Below are 26,355 nucleotides of genomic sequence, written 5' to 3' on the forward strand. Positions count from 1 at the left end.
TTCTTTCGGTCTTTCAGACTCATTCAATAAACCCAAGTTCCTGGAAATAATCAATTATCAACGATTTCAACACCATCTCCTGCTCAAGTAATGTGTAATTCGGGATTACACCCACCCGTTTCCAGTGTGGCCAGCCGTCCTGGTCGAGGCCTTCCAACTCATAAAAGCCCATCATGCTGAACAGTTTACAATTGGCAATATGCATCAGTTCTTCCTTTTGGCGCTTGCTGAACTTGCGCGGGCCCTGCCCCAACTCCTGCACACCTATAAGGAACAACATTACCTTTATATCGGGTTTTTCGTTATCAAATTCTTCCGCAACCTTCTGTTGCAACGCACTCCACTTTAAATTAATTTCCGCTGGTTTCACAGCAACAAATATATGCTATTGGATGGTAGTAGAATATAGGTAACCGCGCTTATAGGCTATATTTTTGATATACATTATACAACACATTCAAATCAAGCTGCGTTAGTTGAGGACTAATGTCGGTTTGTATAAAATGGCGTTTAAAAGCAACTATTGCGGCATTAATATCTGATGTGTCATAGCCTATCAGTTTGAGCGCAATAGTGTAATCAAAATTATCCGGTGGCAATTCTAACAGGTCGTCGCTCCAAAAACCAAAGCCATGCTGCGCCAGCGTTTTCCATGGGAAAAGCGGTCCCGGGTCGGGTTTGCGTTTGGGGGCAAAATCCTGGTGGCCGATGAAATTTGCCTGCGGGATATTATAAGATTTCTTTAGCTGGGCGAGTAACACCAGCAAGCTTTTTACCTGTGCGTTAGTAAACGGTTCGTGGCTGTTGTTATCAATTTCGATGCCTATTGAGCAACTGTTCATGTCGGTAACGCTGCCCCATTTGCCCAGGCCTGCATGATTGGCGCGCAGGTAGTCGTTCACCATATGGAACACCTTGCCGTTTTTGGCGATAACATAGTGGGCACTGGTCTGGGTTTGGGTAACAGTGAAGGTCTTGAGCGTTTGCTGTACCGAATCCTGCGCGGTAAAATGAATAATTACATAATTAGGCTTGCGGATACCGAAGTTCACTGTGCCTACAAATTCCGAAGGTATAAGTGCACCGGCGCTATCGGCAAGTGTGGCGGGTAATTCCTGTTTTATGGTTTCTGCAAAGCCGGTTGTTTTGTCTTTATAAACTTTATTGGTAATGGCGTAAGGGCCTTTGGGGGAGCAGCCGCTTATAATCAGTAGAAAAAAAAGAGTATAAAAATAAATTAGCTTCATAGGATGATGAAGCTAATTTAAGTATTTATTGTTTTAAATTATAATGTACTGTTCCGCGGAACACATGGAACGGGTGGAACAGTTGGAACACTTATTCTATTGACCCAATATCCACGCAAATATTAACGGAGCAACTATAGTCGCATCGCTCTCTACGATAAACTTAGGCGTATGGATATCCAGCTTGCCCCAGGTAATTTTTTCGTTTGGAACCGCACCCGAGTATGAACCGTATGAGGTGGTTGAATCAGATATCTGGCAGAAATAGCTCCAGAACGGGATCTCAGGCATTTCCATATCCTGGTAAAGCATCGGCACCACGCATATCGGGAAATCGCCGGCAATACCGCCACCAATCTGGAAGAAGCCTATTCCCTTGCCTGCCGAGTTTTTCACGTACCAATCGGCCAACCAGGCCATATATTCAATACCACTTTTCATGGTGGTTGGTTTTATTTCACCTTTTATAACGTACGACGCAAATATGTTGCCCATGGTGCTGTCTTCCCAGCCTGGTACAACTATCGGCAGGTTCTTTTCCGCCGCGGCCAGCATCCACGAATTTTTCGGGTCTATTTCATAATATTGCTCCAGCTCGCCGCTATTCAGAATCTTATACATAAACTCATGCGGAAAAAAGCGGTCACCATTGGTGTCGGCGTCTTTCCAAATTTTATGGATATGTTTTTGTAAGCGACGAAAAGCTTCTTCTTCGGGTATACAAGTATCTGTTACACGGTTGTAATGATTCTCCAGCAAATCCCATTCGTCCTGCGGACTAAGGTCGCGGTAGTTAGGCACCCTTTTGTAGTGTGAGTGTGCCACCAGGTTCATAATGTCCTCTTCAAGGTTGGCGCCTGTGCACGATATAATGTCGATTTTACCTTCCCTTATCATTTCTGCAAGCGAAATGCCCAATTCAGCGGTGCTCATGGCGCCGGCAAGGGTAACCATCATTTTGCCGCCTTCAAGCAAATGTGTTTCGTATCCTTTGGCCGCATCAACTAATGCTGCAGCGTTAAAATGCAGGTAATTTCTTTCAATAAACTGCGATATAGGGCCTCTTGTAGTGCTCATATTTCCGGGTGAATAATTTTGGTGCAAAAGTAGGTATTTTGATGAATTATAGCGATTTGTTTTTAAAACGCTGATTTTAACAATCGGAAATTTATGCCGTAAACTTACATTACTTCAGCACAGCAGGGTTTATATTGCCCTCAAAATGCCCTATCTTCGCAGCGCCTGCTACATGAAAAAACTTTTAATCTTCTGTATATTCCTGCTTAGCTTCCAGAGCGTTTTCGCACAGTTAAACTTTTTGCCAAAATTTATCAGGCAGATGTATTTTAGAAAAGACACCAGCCGCAAGCCAGGTTTTGTGCTGCTACCCGCTCTTAGTTCCGCGCCAGAAACAGGCGTTGAATTTGGCGGCGCAGCATTGTTTTCATTTTATACCGACACGCTCGACCGCGGCACCCGCGTCTCCAGCTTGTTTGGTTACTCAACCCTCACCACAAAGGGGCAGGTTAAACTTAGCCTTAATGCTAACTATTGGACACCACAAAATAAATTACACTATACAGGTGTAATCAGCTTTTACAATTATCCGTTTAATTTTTACGGCGTAGGCAATAACACAAAGACAGCCGACGAAAAACATACGGGCGAAAAACGGTATAAACTGGGCTTCGCCGGCGAGAAACGCCTGGGCGATAACTTTTACGTGGGCGTTGTAGCAGGCGTAATAAAATACTTTTACCCCTACAGTTACGATTATTCCAGTATTCTGTACTCTCCTGCGGTACAAGACAGGCACGGCGGCGCCAGCGCCTATATCGGCCCGAGCTTTACATTCGATACCCGGAATAACAATACCTATACCACAAAGGGTATGATTATCAGCAGCTATTACAATATAATGCATGGCACCTACGGAAATAACGGCTACAGGGGCGGCTTTTTTAATATCGAATATTCGCAATTCTTCCTGTTAGCCAAACAACTGGTGCTGGGGCTCGATATACAGGAGCAAAGCCTCACTGGCGGCCGGTCGCCGTTTTACCTGCTGCCGCAAATGGGCAGCGACGAAATGATGCGCGGCTACTACCAGGGCCGCTACCGCGACCGTAACTATATTGCCGGGCAAACCGAATTGCGGTACCGCATTGATAAACGCTTTGGTATAGTCGGTTTTGTTGGCACCGGTGAGGTATTTCATTCAGCCTTCAGCACCGACCAGCTAAAGCCAAATTATGGTGGCGGCGTACGTTACTTTTTTGATATAGAAAAGGGACTCGCTATCCGCATGGATTACGGCGTTGGCCAAAAACCGGCGGGCGAGAAACGGGAAAGCGGCTTGTATGTAGCTCTGGGACAAAGCTTTTGATGTGCGGATGTGCAGATACGAAAACCGCTTTGAAGATTACTCCGTTGTCAGAACAACATGAGCAGTTTGCTTCAATTTTTTCAAAAAGTCACTTTCAAAAATCCCTAAAAGTAATTTTACCTTAGGCGATTCACCTGTATAACCACCATAGGTGGTATTTTTAAAAGCGGCAACAAGTTTTATATGCGCAGTACTGTCTTCTGGATCGCACACTAAATCATACCTAATTGTATCGCTGCCGTGCTTTATATTGACGACCATATCGCGATCACCATTATCTTCTTGTTGCGTGCTATCTCTTCGGGATATCTTATAGGTGAAATTAGCGTCGCTGAGCGACAATGTGTGTAGCGCCTCGCCAAATTGTTCTACCGTTCCTTCAAATTTATATTCTTTTATAGGTGGATAGGTACAGCTAATGCAAGCAACCATATAAAAGCACCGGCCGACTAATCCAATCAATGCTAACCCTATTATAATAGCTGTGATTTTTATCGTTTTTTGCATCGCCTAAAATCGGTGAAATCTTTTCAAAATCGGTGAAATCAAAACTTAATTAAGAAATCCTCCTTCGCTTGTCCCGGTTTAAAAAACACGAGCCCTATCCAAAATAAATCGGTAGTTACTGTAACCTGCGGATGTGCTTTTATCTGCGCCCAGGCTTCTTTCATGCCCTGGCTCCAGTAAATGTCGTCAAAAATAAGCATGGTATTTTCGTGTACTTTGGGCAGGCACCATTCAAAATATTTAAGAGTGGCATCTTTTTGATGATTGCCGTCCACAAACACAAAATCAAGCTGGGGCAGATTATCAATGATGCCAGACAAGGTATCGTCAAAGTTGCCGACGGTAGGTTCAACGGCATCAATGCCGCCATTTTTAAATGTTTCTTTCGCTATGCGGGCAGTTTCGGGACAGCCCTCCAGGGTGTAAACTTTTGCATCCGGTGCGGCATTTTGCAGGTAAAGGGTGGTTGTGCCGAGGCAGGTACCCAGTTCAATAATATTGCGGGGCTTTAAATCGGCTACCAGGCGGTGCAGCAACTGGGCCAGTTTAGGTGGTTTTAGGGCGTTTCGGGCAATGTCGCTTATCTTTTTCTGGCGATTATTATTTACATGCGAACCTGCGCCAAGGTCGGTTACGGTTATAATCCGCGTGTCATTTATTAGCCCGTTGCGGATGTTCTCAACCTCGGTGTATACTTTTTTGGCGCGAAAATCGTAAATTACATCATCTATAAGCCGGTAGACAAATGGCGAGTGTACACCGTGCCTGTTTTTGGCTTTCAGCTTGTGCAGCACATAATCTGTAGCGAACCTAAAATTAAACATGGCTGTAAAAATATAGAAACGTTTAGTATTTTAGCGTGATAGCATGATAAATCCAACAGAAGTAAATTCACTGATACGTTTATTGGACGACCCGGATAGCGAGATATTTGAACACGTTCATGATAAGTTACTATCCTACGGCCCCGAAGTTATTGAATACCTTGAAGGCGCGTGGGAGCAGGCATTCGGCCCCTTGCAACAGGAACGCCTCGCCAACCTGGTGCACGAAATCCAGTTCAGCATAGTAAAAAACGACCTGCAGCTCTGGCACCAAAGCGGCGCGTTTGATTTACTGCAGGGCATACTGATAATAAACCGTTACCAATACCCCGATCTTGACGAGCAAAAGGTCATCAACCAAATTGAAGCCATTAAGCGCGACATCTGGATACAGATGATGAACGAGGCCAGCCCTGCCGAACAGGTGAAACTGATCAACCACGTTTTTTATAATATCTACGGCTTTAGCGGCAACACCGCCAACCACCTCGACCCACAAAACAGTTATATAAGCCAGGTGCTGGAAACAAAAAAAGGCAACCAGATTTCGCTGGCCATCATTTATTCCATCATCGCCCAAAAGCTGGATATACCAGTGTATGGCGTTAACCTGCCGCAGCATTTTATTTTAGCCTATTTAGATGAAAGCCTGCAAAGCGAATTCGAGGGTGGCATTTTATTTTACATTAACGCCTTTAACAAGGGCTTTATCTTCGGCCGCCGTGATGTTGACATGTTTTTAAAACAGCTGAACTTAAAATTTGATAAGCAATTTTACGAACCCTGCTCCAATACTGACATCATCAAACGGGTGCTGCGCAACCTGGTGAGCGCATACGAACATTTGGGGGCGAAGGATAAGGTGGCTGAGTTGAATGAATTGCTAAGCATGATCGATAGCCCAAGCCCCCTAACCCCCTAAAGGGGGAACTTTTGATTTGCAAAGCGATAATTTTTTGTTCCCCTTTAGGGTTTTTGGGGCTTGCCTCCCCCTTTAGGGGGCTGGGGGGCTTACGAATTTATTCTCCACCAACCACTCCTTCGCCCAATCCATCCATTTGCCTTTGTTTTTCGAATTGTTCATGCCAAAACCATGGCCGCCTTCTTCAAACAGGTGCATTTCAGCTTTAACTTTCGCTGCCAGCAGGGCCTCGTAAAACATCAGGCTGTTTTGAACGGGCACAACGTCGTCATCTTCCGCATGCACCAAAAATGTTGGCGGAGTGTTGGCGGTTACCTGTTTTTCGTTGCTGTATAAGTTTATCAAATCGGCACCGGGCGTTTTACCTACCAGGTTTTCGCGCGAGCCAACATGCGCCTGCGGACCAAAACTTATTACAGGGTATATCAGCATCATAAAATCAGGCCGGGCGCTTATATTGTCTTTGTCATCCACCAGCACCTTGTCGAAATGGGTGCCCTCAGTTGATGCCAGGTGTCCACCCGCCGAGAACCCAATTATGCCGATCTTATCAGGTTTGATGCCCCATTTTGCAGCATTGCGGCGCACCAAAATAACGCCCTGTTGTGCATCCTGCAGCGGACCGATGGTTTTATCAACCATAATACTATCGCTGGGCAGACGGTATTTTACCACAAATGCGGTTACGCCAAAGCTGGCAAAGGCCCTGGCAATATCACGCCCTTCGTGCCATGATGCAAGCCCGGCATAGGCGCCGCCCGGGTAAATTACCACAGCGGTTCCGTTGGCCGTTCCGGCAGTCGGTAAGTATGGCGTAATAGTAGGTACGCTTACTTTGGTGATCCAATCCTTATTGATGTTCTCAACATAGGTTTTGGGGGTTGGCTTTGCGTTGGGTATTCCGTTTGGATACAATGGCATTGGTTGTTCCTGGGCGCGCGCTGCACATACCGCACCAATGAGCATTAAGGAGCACAAAATTGTTTTCATAAATGGTTATTTCAGCTTAATTGATATAGTTAACGTTAGGCACAACGTTTAGTTAAAATACTTTTGATATTCGGCGGGTATCCCGTCAATCTTTTTTATCATGATATCCTTATAATACACTTCGGCAGCTTCACTTTGTATTTGTATTTTGCCTTTTACCAGTGGTTTGACTTCACCGTTAACCATGTAGCGGCTGTTTTGTAGCGCCATTACCACCTGCCCGTTTACTATTCGGATGCTTTTGTCGCCATAGGTTATCAATTCAAGCGTATTCCAGCCGTTTTTGTTTTCGGCATCAACGCCGGCATGGCAGAAACCGCCATTGCCTGTGCCGCCACCAAATGCGGTCAAGGGGCCATTGTTATCAAAAAAATAATCCTTGCCGTCTTTGCGGGCCTTAACATCGGCCCTTGAACTGGCTTGCGACCAAAAATCGCCCATCCCTTTTTCGGTTACCTGGAACTCCTGGCTCAGCATCCAGGTGCGCCAGTATTCAACCCCGCAAGGCCCTTGAGAGTGGTATAAAATGCCGGAATCCTTATCCTCAGTTAAACGCGGCGCCCACTTTTTATCGCCCCATTTTACTTTTAGCTTCAGGTGATAATTATCAAATTCCTGTTTGGTAAAAACGCAGCCATATATGTCGCCATAAATTTTTAATACCGGTTGGCCGTCTTCCATAATAACCGAAAAAACGTTGTCCTGGTTTTTGTTATAGCCAATTGGTTTTACATCGGTACCATCGGCGTTTTTCGGAGCTTCGCCTTTATAGCCGTTAGGAAAACGGAAACTTTGATATATTTCCCATTGGGATAGCTTTTTATCAAGCAATGGCGTCCATTCATCTTTTGGTTTAAAAGAGGTGGAACATAAAAGCACGGTCAAAAAGCAAAACCACAGGAGCAAGTTTTTCATAATGCTAATGTCATGAAATAAATTGGTTTTTGCGAATGGACGGTGCACCCTGCATTTGCATTTAGCGCAGGCCTGCGACCTGCGCTGAAGAATGCCGGTCCTTTGGGGCTGGGTGTTTTGCATTCGTTACCGATATCATTAAGAAAAAGAAAATTTCAAAGCTCCAACGGAGCGCAATTCATCAGCACAGGTCGCAGGCCTGTGGTATAATGAAGTTTTATTCTTCCTTCTTCAAATTAACCATCTCCGTAAAACTCTTAGCCGCATTGGTAAAATCAGACGGCACCAAAACTATCGTGGTGGTGTTGTTATCGATACCTATTTCGGATAGCATTTGCATACGGCGCAGTTCGAGGGCTATCGGGCTGCCTTCCATTTGCTTGGCACCCTGCGTAAGTTTGATGGATGCTTCCAGCTCGGCTTCAGCCTTGATAATACGGGCGCGTTTTTCGCGGATGGCTTCGGCTTCGCGGGCCATTGCACGTTGCATCGATTCAGGGATTTCTACATCCTTCATCTCTACCATTTCAATTTTAATGCCCCAGTTTTCGGTGGCAGCATCAACAATTTTTTGCAGGGTGCGGTTAATTTCCTCCCGTTCGCGCAAAACTTCGTCCAAATGGTGCTGACCAATAATGTTACGCAAGGCAGTTACCGAAAACTGGTAAACCGCGCGCTGGTAGCTAGCCACTTTAATAATAGCGTCTTCGGGATTGGTTACCTTAAACCATAGTACAGCATTAACCTTTATCGTTACACTGTCTTTAGTGATGGTTTCCTGCTGCTCAAGATCGACCGTGTTGGTGCGGATATCGACAGTTACCTGCCGGTCGACAAACGGGATGATGAGATAAATGCCCGGACCCTTGGTTTTATGATAGCGGCCCAAACGAAAAACAACGGCGCGCTGGTACTCCTGCGCAATGCGGACGCCCATTATTATTAAAATAAGGGCGATAAAAGCTGGAATTAATAAATACATGATTTTGGTTTTGTTTAAATCGCCTGCCTTGTTAAATCCGGGAGAATATTGACATCGGGGAAAGTATCACCGGTACGCGATTGTTGAGTAAATGTATATACATTCCTGGCGATAGTGAAATGTTTTGAAGGAATATTTTTAAGTGGAATTTCCTTCTACATAAACACATCAATAAATTACCACACTAAAATTTGTATTTGCGTTTTGAGTTACGTCTATCGAAGGGGCATCAACAATATCCGACGCATTGATAACACCATCGCCATTGGTATCTCTAAACCTCACCCCGCCAATTATACCCGGGGGCGATTGCGCCGGACTGTAATCTATCTCAGTTTGAGAACCGAAAATACCGACAGGAATATAGCCGTTGTAGTAATTGGCGGCGCTGCTGTTTTTTACAATAATATAGTATTTTGCCTGGTACGCTACCGTAAAGGTTGTTTTGCCTGATGCATCGGTAACCTGCGAATATTTGGGCGAACCGCTTGTTGCTGCGGCAGCAGTTTCATAAAGGTTAACAGTTGCCCCATTTGATTCGGCACCCGATGGACCCTTGGATACAGCAACCGAAATTGTCGTGGCGTTGGTTGTACTGTTGGTTTTTTTACAGGAAAATGCTAATGCTGCAATTGCCAAAAGCATTAACAGGGGTAATTTCTTCATTTATTGTAAATAGAGGGGTAAAAGCTCAATCACTATAATAACGTGAAAAAACCTTTCTATTTCACTCGTTTATAAATATCTCTCAAATTCCGGCCCATTTCTTTGTAGTCGAGGCCATAGCCAACTACAAATTCATTCTCAATTTCAAACCCTACGTACTTCAATTCGTCAATTGGTTTTAGCAAGGCCGACGGTTTTAGTAGCAGCGAACAAAGTTTTATTGACGCAGGCTGTTTTGCGCGCAATTTATCCAGTAAATAGCTGGCCGTGTTACCAGTGTCGACAATATCTTCAATAACTACTACGTCGCGGCCTTTAATATCAACGCTAAAGTCGATATCGTCGCGTATTTTCAGCGTGCTTTTTGTGCCGCCGTAGTACGATGCCAGCTTGGTGAACGTTATTTCGCAAGGGATATCAATTTGCTTAATAATGTCGGCAATGAACAAAAAGCTGCCATTTAAAACCCCTACGAACACGGGGATGGTGTGTTGGTAGTCGGCATTTAGCTGCTTTCCAATTGTTTTAATACGCTCTTCTATAGCGGCCGATTTTATGAGGGGCTCAAATTTAATGTCGGCTATTTGTAGTTCCATTGGGCCAAGATAAATAATTGTGCTGATACTGAACTTAAAAATATTATTTCAGCCCTAATCGCAGTCTACTTAATATAATAATCAAATTTTATTGTTTGCCCGCCAGCTGCCGCGGCGCTTGCCGGTAGCCCGTTAGCTAAATATTGGTAGGTATAGGTACTAGGCATCGAGCTTGTTTTAATTACGTTATTAGCGCTGCCCAATGTCGCATCGTTTACCATAAACAACGCGAACAGGTTATTAACCCCCACATCGGCAAGCGGCGACTTTTTATCATCATACTGGATATCAACCGAACTGGTTATTCCAGCGCTGTGGCCGGTAATGTTGGTTGCGTTTCCCTTACTGTCGCGTTGGTAGTCAATCACATAATCATTCTCTCCAAGGTAGCGTATAACCTGGTTGTTGCTAAGCACAAAAGCATATTTTAAATAGGGCGTAACGCCGTCGGCGGCGTATTGCTGCACCACAACTGAGTCGGCATTGTATCTGAACTTTTCGATAAATGTTAAAGTACCATTGTTTACAATTGATACAGTAGCCAACGTATTGTTAGCGTTATAACTGTAATTACATGTTTCAATCGAGTTGGTAGAATGACTTGATACGATGCGGTTTTGGTCGTCATAAGTAAAATTATCGCTCCAGGTAACACCGGCCAAAGTGTAGGTTGCCGATTTTAACAGGTAAGTGCCATTAACATTCTTGTTGCCATCAATTATTACGCTGTCTTTTTTACAACCGGCAAACAGCAACACGGCAAGCAGCATGGGTAGTAACAAAGTCTTCATGGTTTTCGAAATTGGCAGTATAAATTTACGACTATTTTTCAATAAACAAATGATTGTGAATGATTTGCGAAATCACTTTAAAAAAGCAAAACGTGGCTTTTCCCAAAGCGATGGTTTTTAAACCCATCGCGATAATGAAATTTCCCGCCGGGCCTTTATGCCCTTTTCTTTTCTTCTTTCGGACTTCCGGACTTTTCCGACTTTACTAACTTTACCACTAAAACCCTATCTTTGCGCCTCAAACAAATGACGGATTACCAGCTCCACACGTTACCTAACGGCATCAGGATACTTTACAAGCATGCAGCGTCGACCATAACGCATTGCTGTTTTATTGTTAACGCAGGTTCGCGCGATGAAACTGAACGCCAAACCGGCCTGGCGCATTTTATAGAGCACCTGTTATTTAAGGAAACCGAACGCCGCAACACCAACCAGATACTAAACAGGCTTGAACTGGTGGGCGCTGATTTAAACGCCTACACCACCAAAGAATATACCTGCATCCACGCCTCGTTGCTGAACCAACACCTCGAACGCACCATTGATCTTTTTGAGGATATCTTGTTCCATTCCACTTTCCCTGAAGACGAGCAGGAAAAGGAGCGCGGCGTTATACTTGATGAAATTTCATCATACCTCGATCAACCGGAGGAAGCCATACAGGATGATTTTGAGGAGCTTTTGTTTAAGGGCCACCCGCTGGGCAACAACATTTTAGGCACACCCGAAACTGTTGCCAGGTTAAACAGTGCGGATATCAACGAATTTATAGCTGCTAACTACAACACTTCGGAAATGGTTTTTGCGGTTTTTGGCGATTATAATTTAAAAAAGGTTATTCGCCTGTCCGAAAAATACTTTGGCACTATACCTGCCAGTTCCGCAAAAAAGAACCGCATCGCCCCTGCCCTGATAGCGCCATCAAAAACAATCATCACTAAGCCCATATCGCAAACGCATTGTATTATCGGCAGCAGGGCCTACCCGGCATCGCATCAGCATAAAAACGGCTTATTGCTGTTGAATAATTTACTGGGCGGTATGGGCATGAGCAGCCGCCTGAACCTGGAGATAAGGGAGAAACATGGCATTGCCTATACCGTTGAATCGAATTATACAACATTAAGCGATACCGGCATTTTCTCCATTTATTTTGGCACTGATAGCGAAAAGGCTGAAAAAGCGACGAAACTCATCCACAAAGAATTAAAAAAACTGCGCGATAATAAGCTCGGCACCTTGCAGCTGCACCAGGCTAAAGAAAAGTTTATCGGCCAAATAGCCCTTGCCGAAGAAAACCGCATGAGCCTGATTATCTCGATGGCCAAAAGCCTGCTCGATTTTAATTGCATCGATACCCTGCAGCAACTGTTTGATAAAATTAATGCCGTTACCGCCGAAGATTTGTTAGCTATAAGTAATGAAATCTTTGATAGCAACAAGATGATTACCTTACTATTTGAGCCTAAGGAATAATCCCGTATTTTTGCACCCATGAAGTTTCCAATAATAGCATACGGCGACCCTGTTTTACGACGCAAAGCAACAGCAATTGAACCTGACGAATATCCTCATATAAAAGAACTGGTTGAAAACATGTTCGAGACCATGTACGGTGCCCACGGCGTCGGACTGGCAGCCCCACAGGTCGGCCTGAGCATGCGCTTATTTGTTATTGATGCTTCAACCTTTGGCGATGACGATCCTTCATTAAAAGATTTTAAGAAAGCTTTTATCAATGCCAATATTTTAGATGAAACCGGTGACGAGTGGGCCTTTAATGAAGGCTGCCTGAGTATACCCGAGATAAGGGAAGACGTTTACCGCAAACCAGTCGTAACGCTATCCTACTACGACGAAGACTGGAAACACCACGAAGAAACTTTTAAAGGTATGGCCGCCCGCGTTATCCAGCACGAGTACGACCATATTGAAGGCAAACTGTTTACTGATAAGCTTAACCCTTTGCGCAAGCGTATGATTGAAAAAAAGCTGAACGATATTTCGAAAGGCATTGTGGATGTTGATTATAAAATGAAATTCCCGGCAGCAAAAAAGGGAAGGTAGTTTGGCCCCCAGCCCCTGAAGGGGAGCAGCTTCACCAGTCTTAAAAGCCTGGGCTATAGTTCCTCCCCTCTGTAGAAACGCCTTATTTCACGCTAAACGCCAGCTCATTTTCCCAAATAACCTTTCTGTCCAGCTGTGCTTTGAAATTGGCCATGGCAAATTATTCATCAGGTGATATGACCTTTGAAAATATCCGCATTCCATTTACATAAATGTTTACCTTTTGTTTATAATCAACCGCCTATAATTTCGTCGGTAAAAGCAGTAGCAAAAAAATAGCTTTTCTCATGTTCAGGCTTTTTTAGGGTATTTGGCTTGCAGGTATTTTATTATCTCCGGGAAAAAATCAGCGAAGTTTTTGTATTTGGCCGAGTTGATATAATTATCGTAAATAAACGGTGCAAGTTCATCTACATAAATAAAATCGCTTGCTGTTTGGCGGGCAACCTGGCGTTTATATGCCCGTTCGGTACGGTATTTTTTGTAAAGTGCCGCAGTAATGGAACGCACCATATTTTCATCGAAACAATAGGGCCAGTTGTTGATTTGGTTGCGTTTCATGCCCTCGTCGTCTTTGTTATACAGGTATGATAATTCATCAATTTCCTTCTGGTATTTTTTGAGCAAGGTGCTGATGTACACGTGACTTCCCTCGTGCCAAACCAGGTTTTCAAAATCCCTGAATTCAAAAACGGGATCTGCGTCTTTCGCCCCACCCTCTTTAAAATAGCCCGTATTATAAACCAGCCAGTCTGAAAATTGCGGGTTAAGTGTTTTGGTCATAATGGCGTGCGAGCCCCAGCTGTTGAGCGGATCTATACAAATATCCCAGTTGATGGCCGCATCGTACCTGTAAAAATCCTGCAGCTTCTTTATCAGCTTACCCGAGTCGACATTGGCTTTTAAATCGTCGCCCCATTTTGTATACCGCGCCTGGTGTTGCTGGAAGAAGGCCCAAAACTGTGTATCGTTAAAAAAGTCTCTGCACAGCTTTATGTATTCCAGCACATTTTCTTTGCCGTACATTTTGTACCAGCTTAATTCAGCAGGTTCATAAATTTTTATGTTGGGAAAATCGCTCATGCACCAACCGAGCTCAACCAGGTCGGTATAGGTTTTATCAAACGATATTACCTTTTTTACTGCCGGATGGTCTTTATACTTACCGAAGTAGTTCATTACCTCTTTGCTGTAGGCTGAGGGATTGGGCTGCGGGTATTTATCGCCCAAAATTTGAATGATGGTAAACAGTTCGACGCCGGGGTGTACGTTTACTTTCAATTCGCCCTGGCAAATGCCTGCAACAGGCAGCAATGCAATTAAAAAGAGGATAATAAGTTTTTTCATTTCAATAAAAATTAGGTAACGCAAACATGCGATGCCGAACCGGCTATTGAAATTGTAATTGATGAAGGGGCTTTTTTTGCTGATGAACAGGTTGGGACGGAATAACGGCTCGGTGCAATTCTTTGTAGCACAGGCCTGCGACCTGCGCTGATGAATAGCGCTCCGTTGGAGCTTGAAGTACGTCTTCAATTTTAAAGAGGTCGGAACGTACTTTGATTCGAAGTTAATCATGGTGATACACAATACCCCCAGCCCCAAAGGGGCGTCACTCATCAGCGCAGGTCGCAGGACTGTGCTAAAACAGCGATTTAAACAATTACATCGCCCTTATATTTACATTCCTTACCTTAGCGCTTTGAAATATGAGCGCGTTAAAAATAGTTTCATTAATCCCTTCAGCAACCGAAATTGTTTGTCTATTGGGCCTCGAAGAAAACCTGGTTGGGCGGTCGCATGAGTGCGATTTCCCGGCATCGGTTAAGCAATTGCCGGTATGCTCCGAAGCCAATTTCCCGGATAATTTAAGAAGTGCGGCCATTGATGTTAAGGTTAAAGAAATTTTGGCTGATGCCTTATCGGTTTATACGGTAAAGCGTGATGTGGTAAAAGAACTGGCGCCCGATGTGGTGATCACCCAGGCGCAATGCGAAGTTTGTGCTGTTTCATTAACAGAAGTTGAAGAAGCCCTGGCAAATTATTTGGATAAGGAGGGCCGCATTGTTTCCTTACAACCCAATAGTTTGGATGATATTTTTAATGATATAAAAACAGTTGCAAAAGCATTGAACGTGCCCGCCGAAGGCGAAAGAGTGGTTGAAGACCTGCAGGAACGTGTCGATATCATCCGTCATAAATTAAAATTCAGCGACAGCAGACCGACGGTCGCATGCATTGAATGGTTGGAGCCAATGATGCTGTCAGGCAATTGGATACCCGAGCTGGTAAGCATTGCCGGCGGCACCAATATTTTAACCGAGGCGGGCAAACATTCGCCTTATGTGCAATGGGACGACATCCGCCTGCAAAACCCGGAGATAATTTTGATTATGCCCTGCGGATTTTCCATCGAACGGACTTTAAAAGAGGTGGATATTATATTGCAATTGCCGGGCTTTAACGAAATGAAGGCGGTAAAAAACAACCGGGTTTACATTGCCGACGGCAACCAGTATTTTAACCGCCCGGGCCCGCGGATAGTGGATTCAATTGAAATTTTAGCAGAAATTATCAACCCAAAACAATTTGCTTTTGGATATGAAGGGGATGGATGGATAAGATTTGGCGTATAAAACCCGCAGATTGCCGATTTAGATAACATGCCCCTACGCACTCTCGCGTTAAATATGTAATTTGTGCCGATATAAGAATGTCGCCGTTTAAGCGTTTCGTCTTTCGGACTTTACTGACTTTTCCGACTTTCGGACTTCTTACAAATGAATCCATACCAACAAAAAAAACGCTGGAAATATTCGTTACTTACCTTTGCGGTGGTTATAGCCAGCGGGTCGTTGCTCTACACCAGTTATTTGGCGCGTAACATTGCCCGCTCCGAGCGTACACGCGCCGAAGTGTGGGCGCTAAGCATGAAACATTTGCTGATAGCCGATGATGATGATTTTTTGAGTTACGTAGTTTCTGTTCGCGATAGTTTGAGTGTGCCGGCCATTGTTACCAATAAAAAAGGTGATGTGCAGTTTACGCGCGGACTCGACCCCACCAAAACTTACATAAAGCTGGAAGCTGAAAACAGCAAAACGAAAAAATACGACCCGGAGTATTTTAAGCAGGAGCTTGCTTACATGCAGGGTCAGCACTCCCCAATAAAGTATAAAGTTTATGGCGAGGAATGGCTTGTTTATTATAAAGACAGTCCTCTGCTTACGCAATTGAAATTTTTCCCTTACATACAGCTTTCGGTAATTGCCATTTTTTTATTGGTGGCCTATACTGCGTTTAGTTCTTCGCGCAAATCGGAGCAAAACCAGGTTTGGGTGGGATTGGCGAAGGAAACAGCACACCAGCTGGGTACACCCATATCCTCGTTAATGGCTTGGATTGAGCTGATGAAGGAGAAATTTAATGCCGAAGACGACCCCCTGATTGCCGAGATGGAAAACGATGTAAAGCGGCTGGAAATAGTTGCCGACCGTTTTTCGAAAATAGGCTCTACACCAAAATTGGAGGAGCACCGCGTTTATGAAGTAGTAAAGGATTTTGTGGACTATTTTAAAGTTCGCGTAAGTAAAAACATCACCTTCCAATTAACCGGCAACCCGCATTTGCAGGCGGGCGTAAATATCCCCCTGTTTGATTGGGTGCTGGAGAACCTCCTCAAGAACGCAGTAAATGCGATAGAGGGCAAGGGTTCGATACATGTAGATATATCGGGCAACAAAATAAAAAAACAGGTATTTATTGATGTAACTGATACAGGCAAGGGTATACCGCGTTCAAAGTTCGATACGGTGTTTCAGCCTGGGTACACTACCCGGAAACGGGGCTGGGGGCTGGGCCTGTCGCTAACCAAGCGGATGATAGAAAACTATCATAACGGGCATATATTTGTGAAGGATTCGGAGCTTGGGAAAGGCACAACTTTTAGAATCATATTAAAAAATGTACGACATGATAAGCAGACCAAACACTGACGAGTACTCAGAATTTGCCGCGCTTTACGTAAACCTTGTAGGCAGCGATCCGATACTTGATATCCTGGAGCGCCAAAAGAATGAAAGCTATGAACTCTTTAGCAGCCTTACCGACAAAGCGATGTATGCCTACGCCGAAGGCAAGTGGACCATTAAACAAATTGTAGGCCACATGGCCGATACAGAAAGGATTTTTGCTTACCGGGCACTGGTGTTTTCGCACGAGTCGGTTACCCTGCCGGGCTTTGACCAGGATGTTTACATGAAGCAGGCGACCTTTAACTGCCGCCCGCTTGAAGACCTCGCAAATGAGTTGAAGACAGTACGCGAATGCAGTTTATTCCTGTTCCGCAATATGACCGATGCACAATCCAAACAAACCGGGATCGCCAGCGGCAGCCCTTTTTCGCCAAGGGCCTATGCCTATATGATTGCAGGGCACGAACAGCATCACTGGAATATTTTGAAGGAAAGGTATTTATAAAAAGAATCAAGAGCCAAGAGCCAAGAATCAAGATGGACGATTTGCATTCCTGTCTTGATTCCTGGCTCTTGATTCCTGGCTCTTTCCTTTACTCCTCCAACTTATCCTTACTGTTTTTATCAGTTTCTTTCTTCTCCATCAAAAAAGAAACAAATAGGCCGCCACCGCCAAATATGGCAATCAGCGCGAAGTATATGGCCACATTGGGATTGTCATTAAATTCACCCCTCATTTTGCTAAATACAGTATTGTCTAACAGGAAGGCGAGAAATAAGCCGACACCGGCGCCAATTAGTAATAAACCCCATTTTAAAGTTTGAAAAGGTGCCGATTGTGGTTTGTAGCGGCGTGGGTCCATTCCGCGTTCAATCATTGCCATTCTTTCGCGCTTGGCCAGGTAAACTACGCCAAAAATCATTGCAAAAAGGGCGAGAGGTATTATAATGCCTGCCATTACTCCCAGTTGTGCTGTCTTATCCATGATATTTTATTTTTTAAAAGTTAATAAATGTGCTTGTTTTAAACACCCCGATGGTGTATTTGTAAGCTATGACCACATGGTTTTGAAGGAGGTTACACTCGGGTGAAAAAAAGTTTGCAGTGGGCAGTTTTGAGTTTGCAGTTTTAAAAGTAGCTGAAGTCAGTAGCAAGGGTAAGTAGCAGTTCAGACGAATTTGCTCAAAAAGCACTTACGCCGTATATCCATTTATATAATAAAACTACAACTGCTACTTATTACTGCTACTTATACCTAATTTTACAAAGCAGTGTAACCTTAAACAAAAACACGTAGTCAGAGAGCTATAACAGATGCAGAGCAAGCTTTCAGATATCGAGTTAATTGACCAGGTGCTGGCGGGTAACCAGGCGGCGTATGCCGATTTGGTTAAACGGCACCAGCGTTTTGTGTTTACACTTGCCATGCGCTTTGCAAAAGGAAGAGAAGATGCCGAAGAGATTGCTCAGGATTGCTTTATAAAAGCCTACCGTTCCCTGGGTTCGTTTCAGCGGCAATCAAAATTCAGCACATGGCTGTACAGTATTGTATATACCACCGCCATGACTTTCTTACGAAAAAGACGGGTGGATACTGATTCGATTGATGATGAAGACACTTATATACAGGTAGAAAACCAATCGTCGGCTTATGATGTTAACGATGCGGAGAACAAATCGCGGTCGTTTTATCTTAACCAGGCTATTGAACAGCTTTTACCGGATGATGCAACCATCATCACCATGTTTTACAAAGGCGAGCAATCGCTCGAGGAAATTGCACAGGCCATGGGGATGGAAGCAAATACGATAAAAGTAAAATTATTCAGGGCGCGCCAGCGTTTAAAAGAAAAGCTGGAGCGTAATTTAAAACATGAAGCTAAAGAACTGATATGAATAACATAGAAGAAAAACTTTGGAACTATATTGATGGCACCTGCACAGCAGATGAGCAAAGCGCGATTAATAAGCTTATTGCAAGCGATGAGGCGGTTCGGCTTAAATACAAAGAACTGCTGGCCCTTAACAGGGAATTTGCAACAATGGAGCTCGATGAACCGTCAATGGCCTTTACTTATAATGTAATTGAGGCTATCCGTACCGAGCAGGCACTGGTGCCGCTTAAAGCCGCTATTAATAAACGTATTGTAATGGGTATTGCCTTGTTTTTTGTGATAACGCTAACGGGCTTCCTGGTATTTGCGTTTACAAAAATGAATTTTGCATCGATGGGCACAGCCGATATTTTACCCAAGGTGCCTGCAAATTTTAAAATGCCCGAAGTAAGCATGCATTTTTCGAAGCCACTGGTTGAAGGCTTTATGTTTTTTGATGTGGTATTAGGCTTGTTCTTATTCGACGCTTACCTGCGCCGTAAAAAACAGGCACATACGGACTAATTGGTGTACAAAAAAAACAACAAAGTATTTACTGTTGTATACACCAATTCAGGGGTTTGCAATAAAAAATATCATGTAAATAATTTTTGGTACAGTAATTGATAAATGATATGCGGACTGGCTCTCACCAGTTCAATTGTGATAAGGTTTAGGTTGAAAGTCCCCCGCAGCAAGTGTGGGGGGCTTTTATTTTTTAAGAAAAAATATTTTCCTAATACACTTTACCTTTGCAATATTTTCCAGTCTGATACTGTTATAATAATCAAACTACAATTAATAACTTAGCGGTAATAAGAACCCGGAAGCAAGAGTCAGGAATCAACAAGAAAAGGAATACAGGCGCTGTGATACTTTTTATAAAGATTTGTCGGCTTACCCCCATTTTCCCGGCTCTTGGATCTTGTATTTTGACTCTTGTTTATAACTCAAAAACTAAATATGAAAAAGTGTTACCTATATGTACTGGCTATTTTTTTAGCAGGAATATGTTTTAAAAGCAATGCACAGCAGGTGCCGCGCATACCCGAAGCCAGCCCAACGCAAACTATTATACAGGATTTTGGACTTGGCAAAGTTACCATAACTTATTCACGTCCAAGCGTTAAGGACCGCGTGATATTTGGCGGCATAAACCCTTACGGCGAAGTTTGGCGTACCGGTGCCAACGCAGCCACAACCATCAGCTTTACCGAAAATGTGATTTTTGAGGGCCACAGCGTACCCGCCGGCACGTATTCGTTGTTCACTATTCCCGACAAAACTGAATGGACCATTATACTGAATAAAACAGCTAAACAATGGGGCGCTTATAGCTACAAAGAAAAAGACGACCTGCTGCGCGTTAAAGTTAAGTCCACATACCGCGCCGAAAAACGGGAGAGCTTTACCATACAATTTGCCGATGTAACCACCCATTCGGCTGATTTGCACCTGGTTTGGGACCACACCTCGGTATACATTAAGTTAAATACTGATGATGATGCCAAAATTACAGCCAATATTGACAAATTGATGCAGGGAGACCGTAAGCCGTATTACTTTAATGCGATACAATATTATTACGAAAACAATAAAGACATGAAAAAAGCCCTTGGCTGGGCGCTGGAGGCCCAAAAGGTTGAACCGAAGGGTCCATGGTATAAATTATGGGAAGCTCGTATCCGCTTAAAAATGGGCGACAAAACGGCAGCTATCAAAGCAGCCCAGGAAGGCGTTGCACTGGCAAAGGCATCAAACGACGAAGAGTATGTGCGCCTGAACCAGGCGGTGATTGATAAGGCTAAGAGTTAATGGTTTTTGGAAGAAAATTCCATTTTTAGGAATTAAATGGCATGCCAATAAAAAAGGGCAAAAAATATTTTATTTTTTGCCCTTTTTTATTTTAATCGCCGCGGCGGTAACTTTCTTTAACTGCTCATTCTTGCCATCTGGAAGCACTCATAGGCCATTTTTCTGTTATACTCAGCAGCAAGCGACTTATGGTTTATCAGGTCGACAATTGAGCCGATAAAGCAAAGACCAATTGTAAAGAAATATAACAAGCCCATGCCTATCTGGCCAACGATAAACCGCTGCAGGCCGGGCACTAAAAACAAGCCCACCAGGCAGAAGATCAGCAAATCCTGCTCAGATTTCCTTTTGCCTGAATACGCCATATAAAAATATTTTTTCTGGTTTTCAGTAAGTTCAGCGGTGCCTTGTTGTAAAAAACCCATTTCCTCTGGAGTTATCCCCGGAAACGCCATATAAGGATTTTGATACATGTCCATTTTCTTAATTTTTTTAGGTGATTATTCTTAATTGCGACATAAAACTAAGGTAGAATTAAAATTTGGCCTACGCAAAGTTGGCTAACAGAATAAAGTTATCGGTGAGGACGGGGAATAAAGCGGTGAAATAATGTCGGATTTGCGCCACCGCTAAAGCTAAGGCGGCACGCGGTCGGATGTTCGATTTCGGATTTATCGAATTGCTGGTGGTGCGCTGTATCTATAATCCGCGAAATCAACGCAACGGCGCAGCCCTCTTGAGTGCCTTAAAAGAAATAAACAATTGCGAAAAATCATAATAATCAGCGGTCTAATTATCGGTAGATGGATCGATTTCAGGCGGCAGCACGATATCCCTGGTAAAATTAATTACCTCGGTAGTAAATTGCCCTTCAGTAATGTTTTTACTACCATGGCTGTTTCGGCCCCTGAATTCGAATGTTCCGCTAATGCGCTTGCCATCAAATGAGCTGATAACCAGTTTTCCTGAGTCACTTACAAATCCACCTGGCTGGTATGAGCCAATTGCGTTATCGCCTCTGCGTTGAAAATAAAAATTCTCGACTTTGGTATTGGTATAAATGTAAAGCGATATTTCCGGACTGGCACCTCCGCCGCCAGAAATCAATAATGAATTGTCGGCAAAGTAAGACGCATCCGGGTTAAAAGTTTTCACAATACCGTCAACTTTGTACGATATAACATTTGCCGGTTTTACAGTTTCTTTTTTGCACGAACCCAGGATAGCAACCAGGCTGCCTGCAAGCAGTAGTTTTTTTATAAGGCGCATAGGGTAAAAGTTAAGGTTTACCCCGGTTAGACGTCAGCCGGAACGAAAGGTTTAAAATAATGGGGCAATTTTATTGGCGTTGGTGGAACTTACGCTAAACTCAGTGGTGAGGGCCGCGTTAAGGAATCATGGTAATCAATAAATCCTCAAAATCATGGTTCAGACAACCTCATATTTTCTTCCATCCTCAGCCTCGCTAAAGCATAAACCCTGTATAAGATCATACCCAGCGCCGGTATCCCCAACCAGTGTGAATGAAAGGAGCTTTTAATATCGCCGTGAAACAGAAACGAAATGGAATGCCCCAGGCCGCAGCCGGGGCACCAGGTTATGCCCATCAGTTTTAACGGGCATAACGAAAAGTGTGATTGGTCGGTTGGATTAGCAATGGCTAAAGCTATAAGCGCCACCACCCAAAACGCAAGTTCAAAGTATTTATGGAAAACTGTTTTAATCAACCTTATTGGGTTTGCTGGTGAAAAGTACCGACACGCCCAGTGAAAATAAAATGCCAACTAACAGGGCGCCAAATATCCTGCCCGAAAAATTCATCAGGCTGGCCTCTTTTGCAAATTCATCGATGAAAATTATAGCGGCGACAACCGTTACTATGCCCCCCACAATTAATATTTTAAAGCTTTGCATCAGGGCCTCTAAAAAACCCATCTTGCCACCGCATTCGTTGGTGCGATAACTGCGCACGCCCAGGTATAAAATTATTAACGGAATAATTACGGATACATATTCAATCGGTTCAACGCCGCTTTGTTGCGGAGAATAGCCCAGTGCGTGCATAATAAACATCCAGGCTCCGCTTAAAACGCCTATCAACAGGCCAAAAATAATTGCATTCTTCATAGTATAGGTTGGTTTATAATTGACTAGAGGTTAGAGATCAGAGATTAATCAGAAGGCAGGAACTAATCTCTAACCTCCGATCTCTAATCTCTATTACACTAATTTACTACTTAAAAGTAATTATAGCGCAATATTGTTTGCAATAATTTTTCAAGTGCCAGCCGTCATTTATTCAAGCGCCTTTTTTGCGTATATTTGCGGCAGTTTTGAATATCCGTGATATATTAGATAGATATAAGGCTGATGACCGGGTAAAAACGTTGGCGGAAGCGCTCAATAGTTCAAAAAATCCAAGGGTACAGCTGCGAGGTTTAGTCGGATCAAGTGATGCGGCCATTGCGGTAGCATTGTATTTTTTGCAGCATAAGCACATGATTTTTGTGCTGCCCGAACGCGAAGAGGCCGGCTACTTCCAGGCCGATTTAGAAAACCTTACCGGTAAGGAAGTATTGCTTTTCCCTTCATCGTACCGCAAACCATTTGAATTTACCCAACCCGACAGCAGCAATGTTTTGGCCCGCGCCGAAGTGTTGAATGAACTGAACCACTCGTCGGAGTTTGGCCAACTGATAGTTACTTACCCCGAAGCCCTCGCCGAAAAGGTGATTGACCGCGCATCGCTCGAAAAAAACACGTTAGAAATTTCGGTAAACAACAAGCTTGGGATTGATTTTATCAACGAGTTTTTGGTGGAATATGATTTCGACCGGGTTGATTTTGTTTACGAGCCGGGGCAATTTTCTATCCGCGGCGGCATTGTGGATATATTTTCCTTTTCGCACGAGTTGCCTTACCGCGTCGAGTTTTTTGGCGATTTAATTGAGTCCATCCGTACCTTCGAGATCGAGAGCCAGCTATCTGTTGAGCAGGTGAAAAGCATTACGATAGTACCTAACGTACAATCGAAATTTTTAACGGAAAGCAATATATCCCTGCTGGAATATGTAGATGCCGGTACCCAGGTTTGGATAAAAGATGTACAGTTTACGCTGGATATTATCCAAAGCGGGTTTAAAAAAGCCAACACACTGTGGAAAGCCTTGTCTGCTGATGAAAAAAATCAAAACCAGGATTGGATAGACCCTAAATTTTCTTTTACCGACGAAAAACTAATAGCCGACCAGCTGCATGATTTTCCGCTGGTTGAGTTTGGCAAACAGTTTTTTTACAACGATGCCAAAGCGGTAAATTTCGATATGCGTCCGCAGCCATCTTTCAATAAAGATTTTACGCTGCTGATACATAATTTTAAGAATAACGAAACGGATAAGATTGAAAATTTTATCCTTACCGATTCGGCCAGGCAGGTGGAGCGGCTTTATGCCATATTGGACGATCTGGATAAGACGGTGAAGTTTACACCCATAAGTATTTCCATCCGGGAGGGCTTTGTGGACAGGGAACAAAAACTGGCTTGGTACACTGATCACCAGATTTTCGACCGTTACTATAAATATAAGCTTAAGAAGGGCTACCAGCGCTCGCAGGCCATCACCCTGAAAGAGCTGCGTGAGCTAAAGGCCGGCGATTACGTTACCCACATTGACCATGGCATAGGCAAATACGCCGGGCTGGAGAAAGTGGAGGTAAACGGCAAAATGCAGGAGATGATTCGCCTGGTATATGCCGATAATGATTTGCTGTATGTAAACATCAATTCGTTAAACCGCATCAGCAAATACAGCGGCAAAGAAGGGCACATGCCCAAAATGAACAAGCTTGGTACTGATACCTGGGAACGGCTGAAGAAAACAACAAAAAAAAAAGTTAAAGACATAGCGCGCGACCTGATTAAGCTTTACGCTATCCGTAAAACACAGGTGGGCAACGCATTCAGTCGCGACAGTTACTTACAAACCGAACTGGAAGCCTCATTTATTTACGAGGATACCCCTGACCAGGAAAAAGCCACTGCCGACCTTAAGAAGGACATGGAATCGCCGCACCCTATGGACCGCCTGATTTGCGGCGATGTGGGTTTTGGCAAAACCGAAGTTGCTATCCGTGCAGCGTTTAAAGCGGTTGCCGACAGCAAGCAGGTTGCCATTTTGGTGCCTACGACTATCCTGGCTGCACAACACTACAAAACATTTACCGACAGGTTAAAGGGTTTCCCCGCAAACATCGATTACGTAAACCGCTTTAAAAGCAGCAAGCAGATAAAGGAAACTTTAGAGAAGCTGAAAGACGGCAAGGTCGACATCATCATCGGCACGCACCGACTGGTGAGCAAGGATGTAAAGTTTAAGGATTTGGGGCTGATGATCATCGATGAGGAGCAAAAATTCGGGGTGGGCACTAAGGAAAAGCTGAAACAAATGCGTGCCAATGTGGATACGCTTACGTTAACAGCAACTCCGATCCCGCGTACGCTGCATTTTTCGCTGATGGGCGCGAGGGATTTATCCATTATATCAACCCCGCCGCCAAACCGGCAGCCTGTTGTTACCGAATTGCATGTATTTAACGATACGCTGATAAAGGAAGCTGTTGATCACGAAATTGACCGGGGTGGACAGGTGTTTTTTATCCATAACCGCGTTGCCGATTTACCACAACTTGGCGGCATGATACACAAGTTGGTACCAAAAGCGCGCATTGGTATAGCCCACGGTCAGCTGGAAGGCGATGCGCTGGAAGATGTGATGCTGAAGTTTGTAAACGGCGAATATGATGTGCTGGTAGCAACTACCATCATCGAGGCCGGGCTGGATATTCCTAACGCTAATACCATCATCATCAATTATGCCCACATGTTTGGGCTGAGTGATTTACACCAGATGCGGGGTCGCGTTGGGCGGAGCAATAAGAAGGCATATTGCTATTTGCTGAGTCCGCCGTTATCAACGCTTACCAGCGAGGCCCGGAAACGTTTGAGCGCAATCGAGGAGTTCAGCGATTTGGGCAGCGGCTTTAACGTGGCCATGCGCGATTTGGACATCCGCGGCAGCGGCAACCTGCTGGGTGCCGAGCAAAGTGGTTTTATTGCCGAAATCGGTTTCGAGATGTACCATAAGATATTGGACGAGGCCATACAGGAACTGAAGGAAGATGAATTTAAAGGCGTATTCCCGGATGATAAGCCGCGGCCGTTCATTGCCTTTACCCAGATTGATACCGACCAGGAAATACTCATCCCCGATGAATATGTAACCAGCATAGCCGAGCGCTATAACCTGTATACTGAACTATCAAAACTGGAAAACGAAACCGAACTGGTTGCTTTCCAGCAGCAATTGCACGACCGCTTTGGCCCTATCCCGCCACAAGTAAACGACCTGCTGAACACCATGCGCTTGCAATGGCTAGGCAAATCAATCGGCTTCGAGAAAATATCCCTCAAAAAGAATGTGTTGCGTGGCTATTTCATCACCGACCAGCAATCGCCCTATTTTGAAACGGAGGCATTCCGTAATGTATTGCGCTTTGTGCAAGCCAACCCAAGGCGCACCAACTTAAAAGAGGTTAAGAACACACTACGCCTGAGTATTGAAGGCGTGAATAGTATTGACCAGGCGGTTGTTTTGTTGAGTGATGTTGGTGAAGTTGTAGGGGTGTAGCTGTTCCTCTGGATCTTGCCTCATTAATCTTATTTTTTTCGTCTCTCACCTTGCTTATTCCTTTATGTGTTATTGCAACAATCAAAAAAAGCAGGTACATTAGTTTCT

General features: G+C 44.1%; 28 protein-coding genes. 11 read left to right on the forward strand and 17 right to left on the reverse strand.

Annotated features, from left to right (window positions below; genetic code table 11):
- Positions 1-19: 19 nt before the first annotated feature.
- From Q0R52_RS06830 to Q0R52_RS06840, 3 genes are all read right to left on the reverse strand, one after another.
- On the reverse strand, positions 20-370 hold the full coding sequence (locus Q0R52_RS06830) for a hypothetical protein (protein ID WP_252790104.1): 351 nt from the start codon (positions 368-370) through the stop codon (positions 20-22).
- A gap of 49 nt (positions 371-419) precedes the next feature.
- Positions 420-1,247: an N-acetylmuramoyl-L-alanine amidase gene (locus Q0R52_RS06835; protein WP_295793340.1), complete on the reverse strand. Its 828-nt coding sequence runs from the start codon at positions 1,245-1,247 to the stop codon at positions 420-422.
- A 96-nt stretch (positions 1,248-1,343) separates the two neighbouring features.
- Positions 1,344-2,324 (reverse strand): deoxyhypusine synthase family protein, encoded by a 981-nt coding sequence (locus Q0R52_RS06840; protein ID WP_295793342.1) that lies wholly within the window; start codon positions 2,322-2,324, stop codon positions 1,344-1,346.
- A 172-nt stretch (positions 2,325-2,496) separates the two neighbouring features.
- On the opposite strand from Q0R52_RS06840, the gene Q0R52_RS06845 reads away from it, so the two are divergent.
- A complete protein-coding gene (locus Q0R52_RS06845; protein WP_295793344.1) occupies positions 2,497-3,633 on the forward strand; it encodes a polymerase in 1,137 nt (378 codons plus the stop codon).
- A gap of 36 nt (positions 3,634-3,669) precedes the next feature.
- On the opposite strand, the gene Q0R52_RS06850 is transcribed toward Q0R52_RS06845, so the two are convergent.
- Both Q0R52_RS06850 and Q0R52_RS06855 read right to left on the reverse strand, forming a co-directional pair.
- Entirely contained in the window at positions 3,670-4,140 is a 471-nt protein-coding gene (locus Q0R52_RS06850) for a hypothetical protein (protein ID WP_295793345.1), read from the reverse strand.
- 38 nt (positions 4,141-4,178) lie between these two features.
- Positions 4,179-4,964: a class I SAM-dependent methyltransferase gene (locus Q0R52_RS06855; protein WP_295793347.1), complete on the reverse strand. Its 786-nt coding sequence runs from the start codon at positions 4,962-4,964 to the stop codon at positions 4,179-4,181.
- A 43-nt stretch (positions 4,965-5,007) separates the two neighbouring features.
- Here Q0R52_RS06855 and Q0R52_RS06860 point away from each other — a divergent pair, with 43 nt between their 5' ends.
- A complete protein-coding gene (locus Q0R52_RS06860; protein ID WP_252790109.1) occupies positions 5,008-5,886 on the forward strand; it encodes a transglutaminase-like domain-containing protein in 879 nt (292 codons plus the stop codon).
- Positions 5,887-5,958: 72 nt separating this feature from the next.
- Here the strand turns inward: Q0R52_RS06860 and Q0R52_RS06865 are convergent, their stop codons facing one another.
- The 6 genes from Q0R52_RS06865 to Q0R52_RS06890 all read right to left on the reverse strand — a co-directional run bounded on the left by Q0R52_RS06865 (position 5,959) and on the right by Q0R52_RS06890 (position 10,826).
- A complete protein-coding gene (locus Q0R52_RS06865) occupies positions 5,959-6,876 on the reverse strand; it encodes an alpha/beta hydrolase (protein ID WP_295793350.1) in 918 nt (305 codons plus the stop codon).
- Positions 6,877-6,924: 48 nt separating this feature from the next.
- On the reverse strand, positions 6,925-7,791 hold the full coding sequence (locus Q0R52_RS06870) for a DUF1080 domain-containing protein (RefSeq protein WP_295793352.1): 867 nt from the start codon (positions 7,789-7,791) through the stop codon (positions 6,925-6,927).
- Positions 7,792-8,008: 217 nt separating this feature from the next.
- Entirely contained in the window at positions 8,009-8,773 is a 765-nt protein-coding gene (locus Q0R52_RS06875; RefSeq protein WP_295793353.1) for a slipin family protein, read from the reverse strand.
- A 168-nt stretch (positions 8,774-8,941) separates the two neighbouring features.
- Entirely contained in the window at positions 8,942-9,439 is a 498-nt protein-coding gene (locus Q0R52_RS06880) for a hypothetical protein (protein WP_295793356.1), read from the reverse strand.
- A 56-nt stretch (positions 9,440-9,495) separates the two neighbouring features.
- A complete protein-coding gene (hpt, locus tag Q0R52_RS06885) occupies positions 9,496-10,035 on the reverse strand; it encodes a hypoxanthine phosphoribosyltransferase (protein WP_252790114.1) in 540 nt (179 codons plus the stop codon).
- A gap of 65 nt (positions 10,036-10,100) precedes the next feature.
- Positions 10,101-10,826, reverse strand: a complete 726-nt coding sequence (locus tag Q0R52_RS06890; RefSeq protein WP_295793360.1) for a hypothetical protein — start codon at positions 10,824-10,826, stop codon at positions 10,101-10,103.
- 246 nt (positions 10,827-11,072) lie between these two features.
- Here Q0R52_RS06890 and Q0R52_RS06895 point away from each other — a divergent pair, with 246 nt between their 5' ends.
- Both Q0R52_RS06895 and def read left to right on the forward strand, forming a co-directional pair.
- A complete protein-coding gene (locus Q0R52_RS06895) occupies positions 11,073-12,305 on the forward strand; it encodes a pitrilysin family protein (RefSeq protein WP_295793362.1) in 1,233 nt (410 codons plus the stop codon).
- 18 nt (positions 12,306-12,323) lie between these two features.
- The gene (gene def, locus Q0R52_RS06900) at positions 12,324-12,896 is read left to right on the forward strand and encodes a peptide deformylase (RefSeq protein WP_295793364.1); all 573 of its coding nucleotides are present in this window, start codon (positions 12,324-12,326) and stop codon (positions 12,894-12,896) included.
- Between the two features lie 291 nt (positions 12,897-13,187).
- Here def and Q0R52_RS06905 read toward each other — a convergent pair whose 3' ends face one another.
- Complete coding sequence (locus tag Q0R52_RS06905) at positions 13,188-14,243, reverse strand: DUF4932 domain-containing protein (protein ID WP_295793366.1); 1,056 nt, start codon at positions 14,241-14,243, stop codon at positions 13,188-13,190.
- A gap of 362 nt (positions 14,244-14,605) precedes the next feature.
- On the opposite strand from Q0R52_RS06905, the gene Q0R52_RS06910 reads away from it, so the two are divergent.
- The 3 genes from Q0R52_RS06910 to Q0R52_RS06920 all read left to right on the forward strand — a co-directional run bounded on the left by Q0R52_RS06910 (position 14,606) and on the right by Q0R52_RS06920 (position 17,375).
- A complete protein-coding gene (locus Q0R52_RS06910; RefSeq protein WP_295793369.1) occupies positions 14,606-15,532 on the forward strand; it encodes a cobalamin-binding protein in 927 nt (308 codons plus the stop codon).
- Positions 15,533-15,676: 144 nt separating this feature from the next.
- Positions 15,677-16,891, forward strand: coding sequence for a HAMP domain-containing sensor histidine kinase (locus Q0R52_RS06915; protein WP_295793370.1), 1,215 nt, complete (start codon positions 15,677-15,679; stop codon positions 16,889-16,891).
- Complete coding sequence (locus tag Q0R52_RS06920) at positions 16,869-17,375, forward strand: DinB family protein (RefSeq protein ID WP_295793371.1); 507 nt, start codon at positions 16,869-16,871, stop codon at positions 17,373-17,375. Before Q0R52_RS06915 ends, Q0R52_RS06920 begins: the two co-directional genes overlap by 23 nt.
- Before the next feature lie 88 nt (positions 17,376-17,463).
- Here the strand turns inward: Q0R52_RS06920 and Q0R52_RS06925 are convergent, their stop codons facing one another.
- Complete coding sequence (locus Q0R52_RS06925) at positions 17,464-17,856, reverse strand: DUF6249 domain-containing protein (protein WP_295793373.1); 393 nt, start codon at positions 17,854-17,856, stop codon at positions 17,464-17,466.
- 329 nt (positions 17,857-18,185) lie between these two features.
- Between Q0R52_RS06925 and Q0R52_RS06930 the strand changes: the two genes are divergently transcribed.
- The 3 genes from Q0R52_RS06930 (at position 18,186) to Q0R52_RS06940 (ending at position 20,560) form a co-directional block, all read left to right on the forward strand.
- Positions 18,186-18,767 (forward strand): sigma-70 family RNA polymerase sigma factor, encoded by a 582-nt coding sequence (locus Q0R52_RS06930; RefSeq protein ID WP_252790124.1) that lies wholly within the window; start codon positions 18,186-18,188, stop codon positions 18,765-18,767.
- Positions 18,764-19,270 (forward strand): hypothetical protein, encoded by a 507-nt coding sequence (locus Q0R52_RS06935; protein WP_295793376.1) that lies wholly within the window; start codon positions 18,764-18,766, stop codon positions 19,268-19,270. Before Q0R52_RS06930 ends, Q0R52_RS06935 begins: the two co-directional genes overlap by 4 nt.
- A gap of 438 nt (positions 19,271-19,708) precedes the next feature.
- On the forward strand, positions 19,709-20,560 hold the full coding sequence (locus tag Q0R52_RS06940) for a DUF2911 domain-containing protein (protein ID WP_295793378.1): 852 nt from the start codon (positions 19,709-19,711) through the stop codon (positions 20,558-20,560).
- Positions 20,561-20,676: 116 nt separating this feature from the next.
- On the opposite strand, the gene Q0R52_RS06945 is transcribed toward Q0R52_RS06940, so the two are convergent.
- The 4 genes from Q0R52_RS06945 to Q0R52_RS06960 form a co-directional block, all read right to left on the reverse strand.
- A complete protein-coding gene (locus Q0R52_RS06945) occupies positions 20,677-21,039 on the reverse strand; it encodes an NINE protein (RefSeq protein ID WP_295793381.1) in 363 nt (120 codons plus the stop codon).
- Positions 21,040-21,349: 310 nt separating this feature from the next.
- A complete protein-coding gene (locus Q0R52_RS06950) occupies positions 21,350-21,829 on the reverse strand; it encodes a hypothetical protein (protein WP_295793383.1) in 480 nt (159 codons plus the stop codon).
- 152 nt (positions 21,830-21,981) lie between these two features.
- A complete protein-coding gene (locus tag Q0R52_RS06955; RefSeq protein ID WP_295793384.1) occupies positions 21,982-22,287 on the reverse strand; it encodes a DUF2752 domain-containing protein in 306 nt (101 codons plus the stop codon).
- Entirely contained in the window at positions 22,280-22,687 is a 408-nt protein-coding gene (locus tag Q0R52_RS06960) for a DUF4199 domain-containing protein (RefSeq protein WP_252790130.1), read from the reverse strand. Before Q0R52_RS06960 ends, Q0R52_RS06955 begins: the two co-directional genes overlap by 8 nt.
- Positions 22,688-22,893: 206 nt before the next feature.
- Here Q0R52_RS06960 and mfd point away from each other — a divergent pair, with 206 nt between their 5' ends.
- Positions 22,894-26,247 (forward strand): transcription-repair coupling factor, encoded by a 3,354-nt coding sequence (mfd, locus tag Q0R52_RS06965; protein ID WP_295793388.1) that lies wholly within the window; start codon positions 22,894-22,896, stop codon positions 26,245-26,247.
- Positions 26,248-26,355 lie beyond the last annotated feature (108 nt).

It is taken from the genome of Mucilaginibacter sp. (genome assembly GCF_025359345.1).
Lineage (GTDB): Bacteria > Bacteroidota > Bacteroidia > Sphingobacteriales > Sphingobacteriaceae > Mucilaginibacter.

What these genes read in the sequence shown, in the direction of transcription:
- Q0R52_RS06835 (WP_295793340.1), bottom strand. Translation starts at nt 1,247, where the DNA reads ATGAAGCTAATTTATTTTTATACTCTTTTTTTTCTACTGATTATAAGC.
- Q0R52_RS06840 (WP_295793342.1), bottom strand. Translation starts at nt 2,324, where the DNA reads ATGAGCACTACAAGAGGCCCTATATCGCAGTTTATTGAAAGAAATTAC.
- Q0R52_RS06845 (WP_295793344.1), top strand. Translation starts at nt 2,497, where the DNA reads ATGAAAAAACTTTTAATCTTCTGTATATTCCTGCTTAGCTTCCAGAGC.
- Q0R52_RS06850 (WP_295793345.1), bottom strand. Translation starts at nt 4,140, where the DNA reads ATGCAAAAAACGATAAAAATCACAGCTATTATAATAGGGTTAGCATTG.
- Q0R52_RS06855 (WP_295793347.1), bottom strand. Translation starts at nt 4,964, where the DNA reads ATGTTTAATTTTAGGTTCGCTACAGATTATGTGCTGCACAAGCTGAAA.
- Q0R52_RS06860 (WP_252790109.1), top strand. Translation starts at nt 5,008, where the DNA reads ATGATAAATCCAACAGAAGTAAATTCACTGATACGTTTATTGGACGAC.
- Q0R52_RS06865 (WP_295793350.1), bottom strand. Translation starts at nt 6,876, where the DNA reads ATGAAAACAATTTTGTGCTCCTTAATGCTCATTGGTGCGGTATGTGCA.
- Q0R52_RS06870 (WP_295793352.1), bottom strand. Translation starts at nt 7,791, where the DNA reads ATGAAAAACTTGCTCCTGTGGTTTTGCTTTTTGACCGTGCTTTTATGT.
- Q0R52_RS06875 (WP_295793353.1), bottom strand. Translation starts at nt 8,773, where the DNA reads ATGTATTTATTAATTCCAGCTTTTATCGCCCTTATTTTAATAATAATG.
- Q0R52_RS06880 (WP_295793356.1), bottom strand. Translation starts at nt 9,439, where the DNA reads ATGAAGAAATTACCCCTGTTAATGCTTTTGGCAATTGCAGCATTAGCA.
- hpt (WP_252790114.1), bottom strand. Translation starts at nt 10,035, where the DNA reads ATGGAACTACAAATAGCCGACATTAAATTTGAGCCCCTCATAAAATCG.
- Q0R52_RS06890 (WP_295793360.1), bottom strand. Translation starts at nt 10,826, where the DNA reads ATGAAGACTTTGTTACTACCCATGCTGCTTGCCGTGTTGCTGTTTGCC.
- Q0R52_RS06895 (WP_295793362.1), top strand. Translation starts at nt 11,073, where the DNA reads ATGACGGATTACCAGCTCCACACGTTACCTAACGGCATCAGGATACTT.
- def (WP_295793364.1), top strand. Translation starts at nt 12,324, where the DNA reads ATGAAGTTTCCAATAATAGCATACGGCGACCCTGTTTTACGACGCAAA.
- Q0R52_RS06905 (WP_295793366.1), bottom strand. Translation starts at nt 14,243, where the DNA reads ATGAAAAAACTTATTATCCTCTTTTTAATTGCATTGCTGCCTGTTGCA.
- Q0R52_RS06910 (WP_295793369.1), top strand. Translation starts at nt 14,606, where the DNA reads ATGAGCGCGTTAAAAATAGTTTCATTAATCCCTTCAGCAACCGAAATT.
- Q0R52_RS06915 (WP_295793370.1), top strand. Translation starts at nt 15,677, where the DNA reads ATGAATCCATACCAACAAAAAAAACGCTGGAAATATTCGTTACTTACC.
- Q0R52_RS06920 (WP_295793371.1), top strand. Translation starts at nt 16,869, where the DNA reads ATGATAAGCAGACCAAACACTGACGAGTACTCAGAATTTGCCGCGCTT.
- Q0R52_RS06925 (WP_295793373.1), bottom strand. Translation starts at nt 17,856, where the DNA reads ATGGATAAGACAGCACAACTGGGAGTAATGGCAGGCATTATAATACCT.
- Q0R52_RS06930 (WP_252790124.1), top strand. Translation starts at nt 18,186, where the DNA reads ATGCAGAGCAAGCTTTCAGATATCGAGTTAATTGACCAGGTGCTGGCG.
- Q0R52_RS06935 (WP_295793376.1), top strand. Translation starts at nt 18,764, where the DNA reads ATGAATAACATAGAAGAAAAACTTTGGAACTATATTGATGGCACCTGC.
- Q0R52_RS06940 (WP_295793378.1), top strand. Translation starts at nt 19,709, where the DNA reads ATGAAAAAGTGTTACCTATATGTACTGGCTATTTTTTTAGCAGGAATA.
- Q0R52_RS06945 (WP_295793381.1), bottom strand. Translation starts at nt 21,039, where the DNA reads ATGGACATGTATCAAAATCCTTATATGGCGTTTCCGGGGATAACTCCA.
- Q0R52_RS06950 (WP_295793383.1), bottom strand. Translation starts at nt 21,829, where the DNA reads ATGCGCCTTATAAAAAAACTACTGCTTGCAGGCAGCCTGGTTGCTATC.
- Q0R52_RS06960 (WP_252790130.1), bottom strand. Translation starts at nt 22,687, where the DNA reads ATGAAGAATGCAATTATTTTTGGCCTGTTGATAGGCGTTTTAAGCGGA.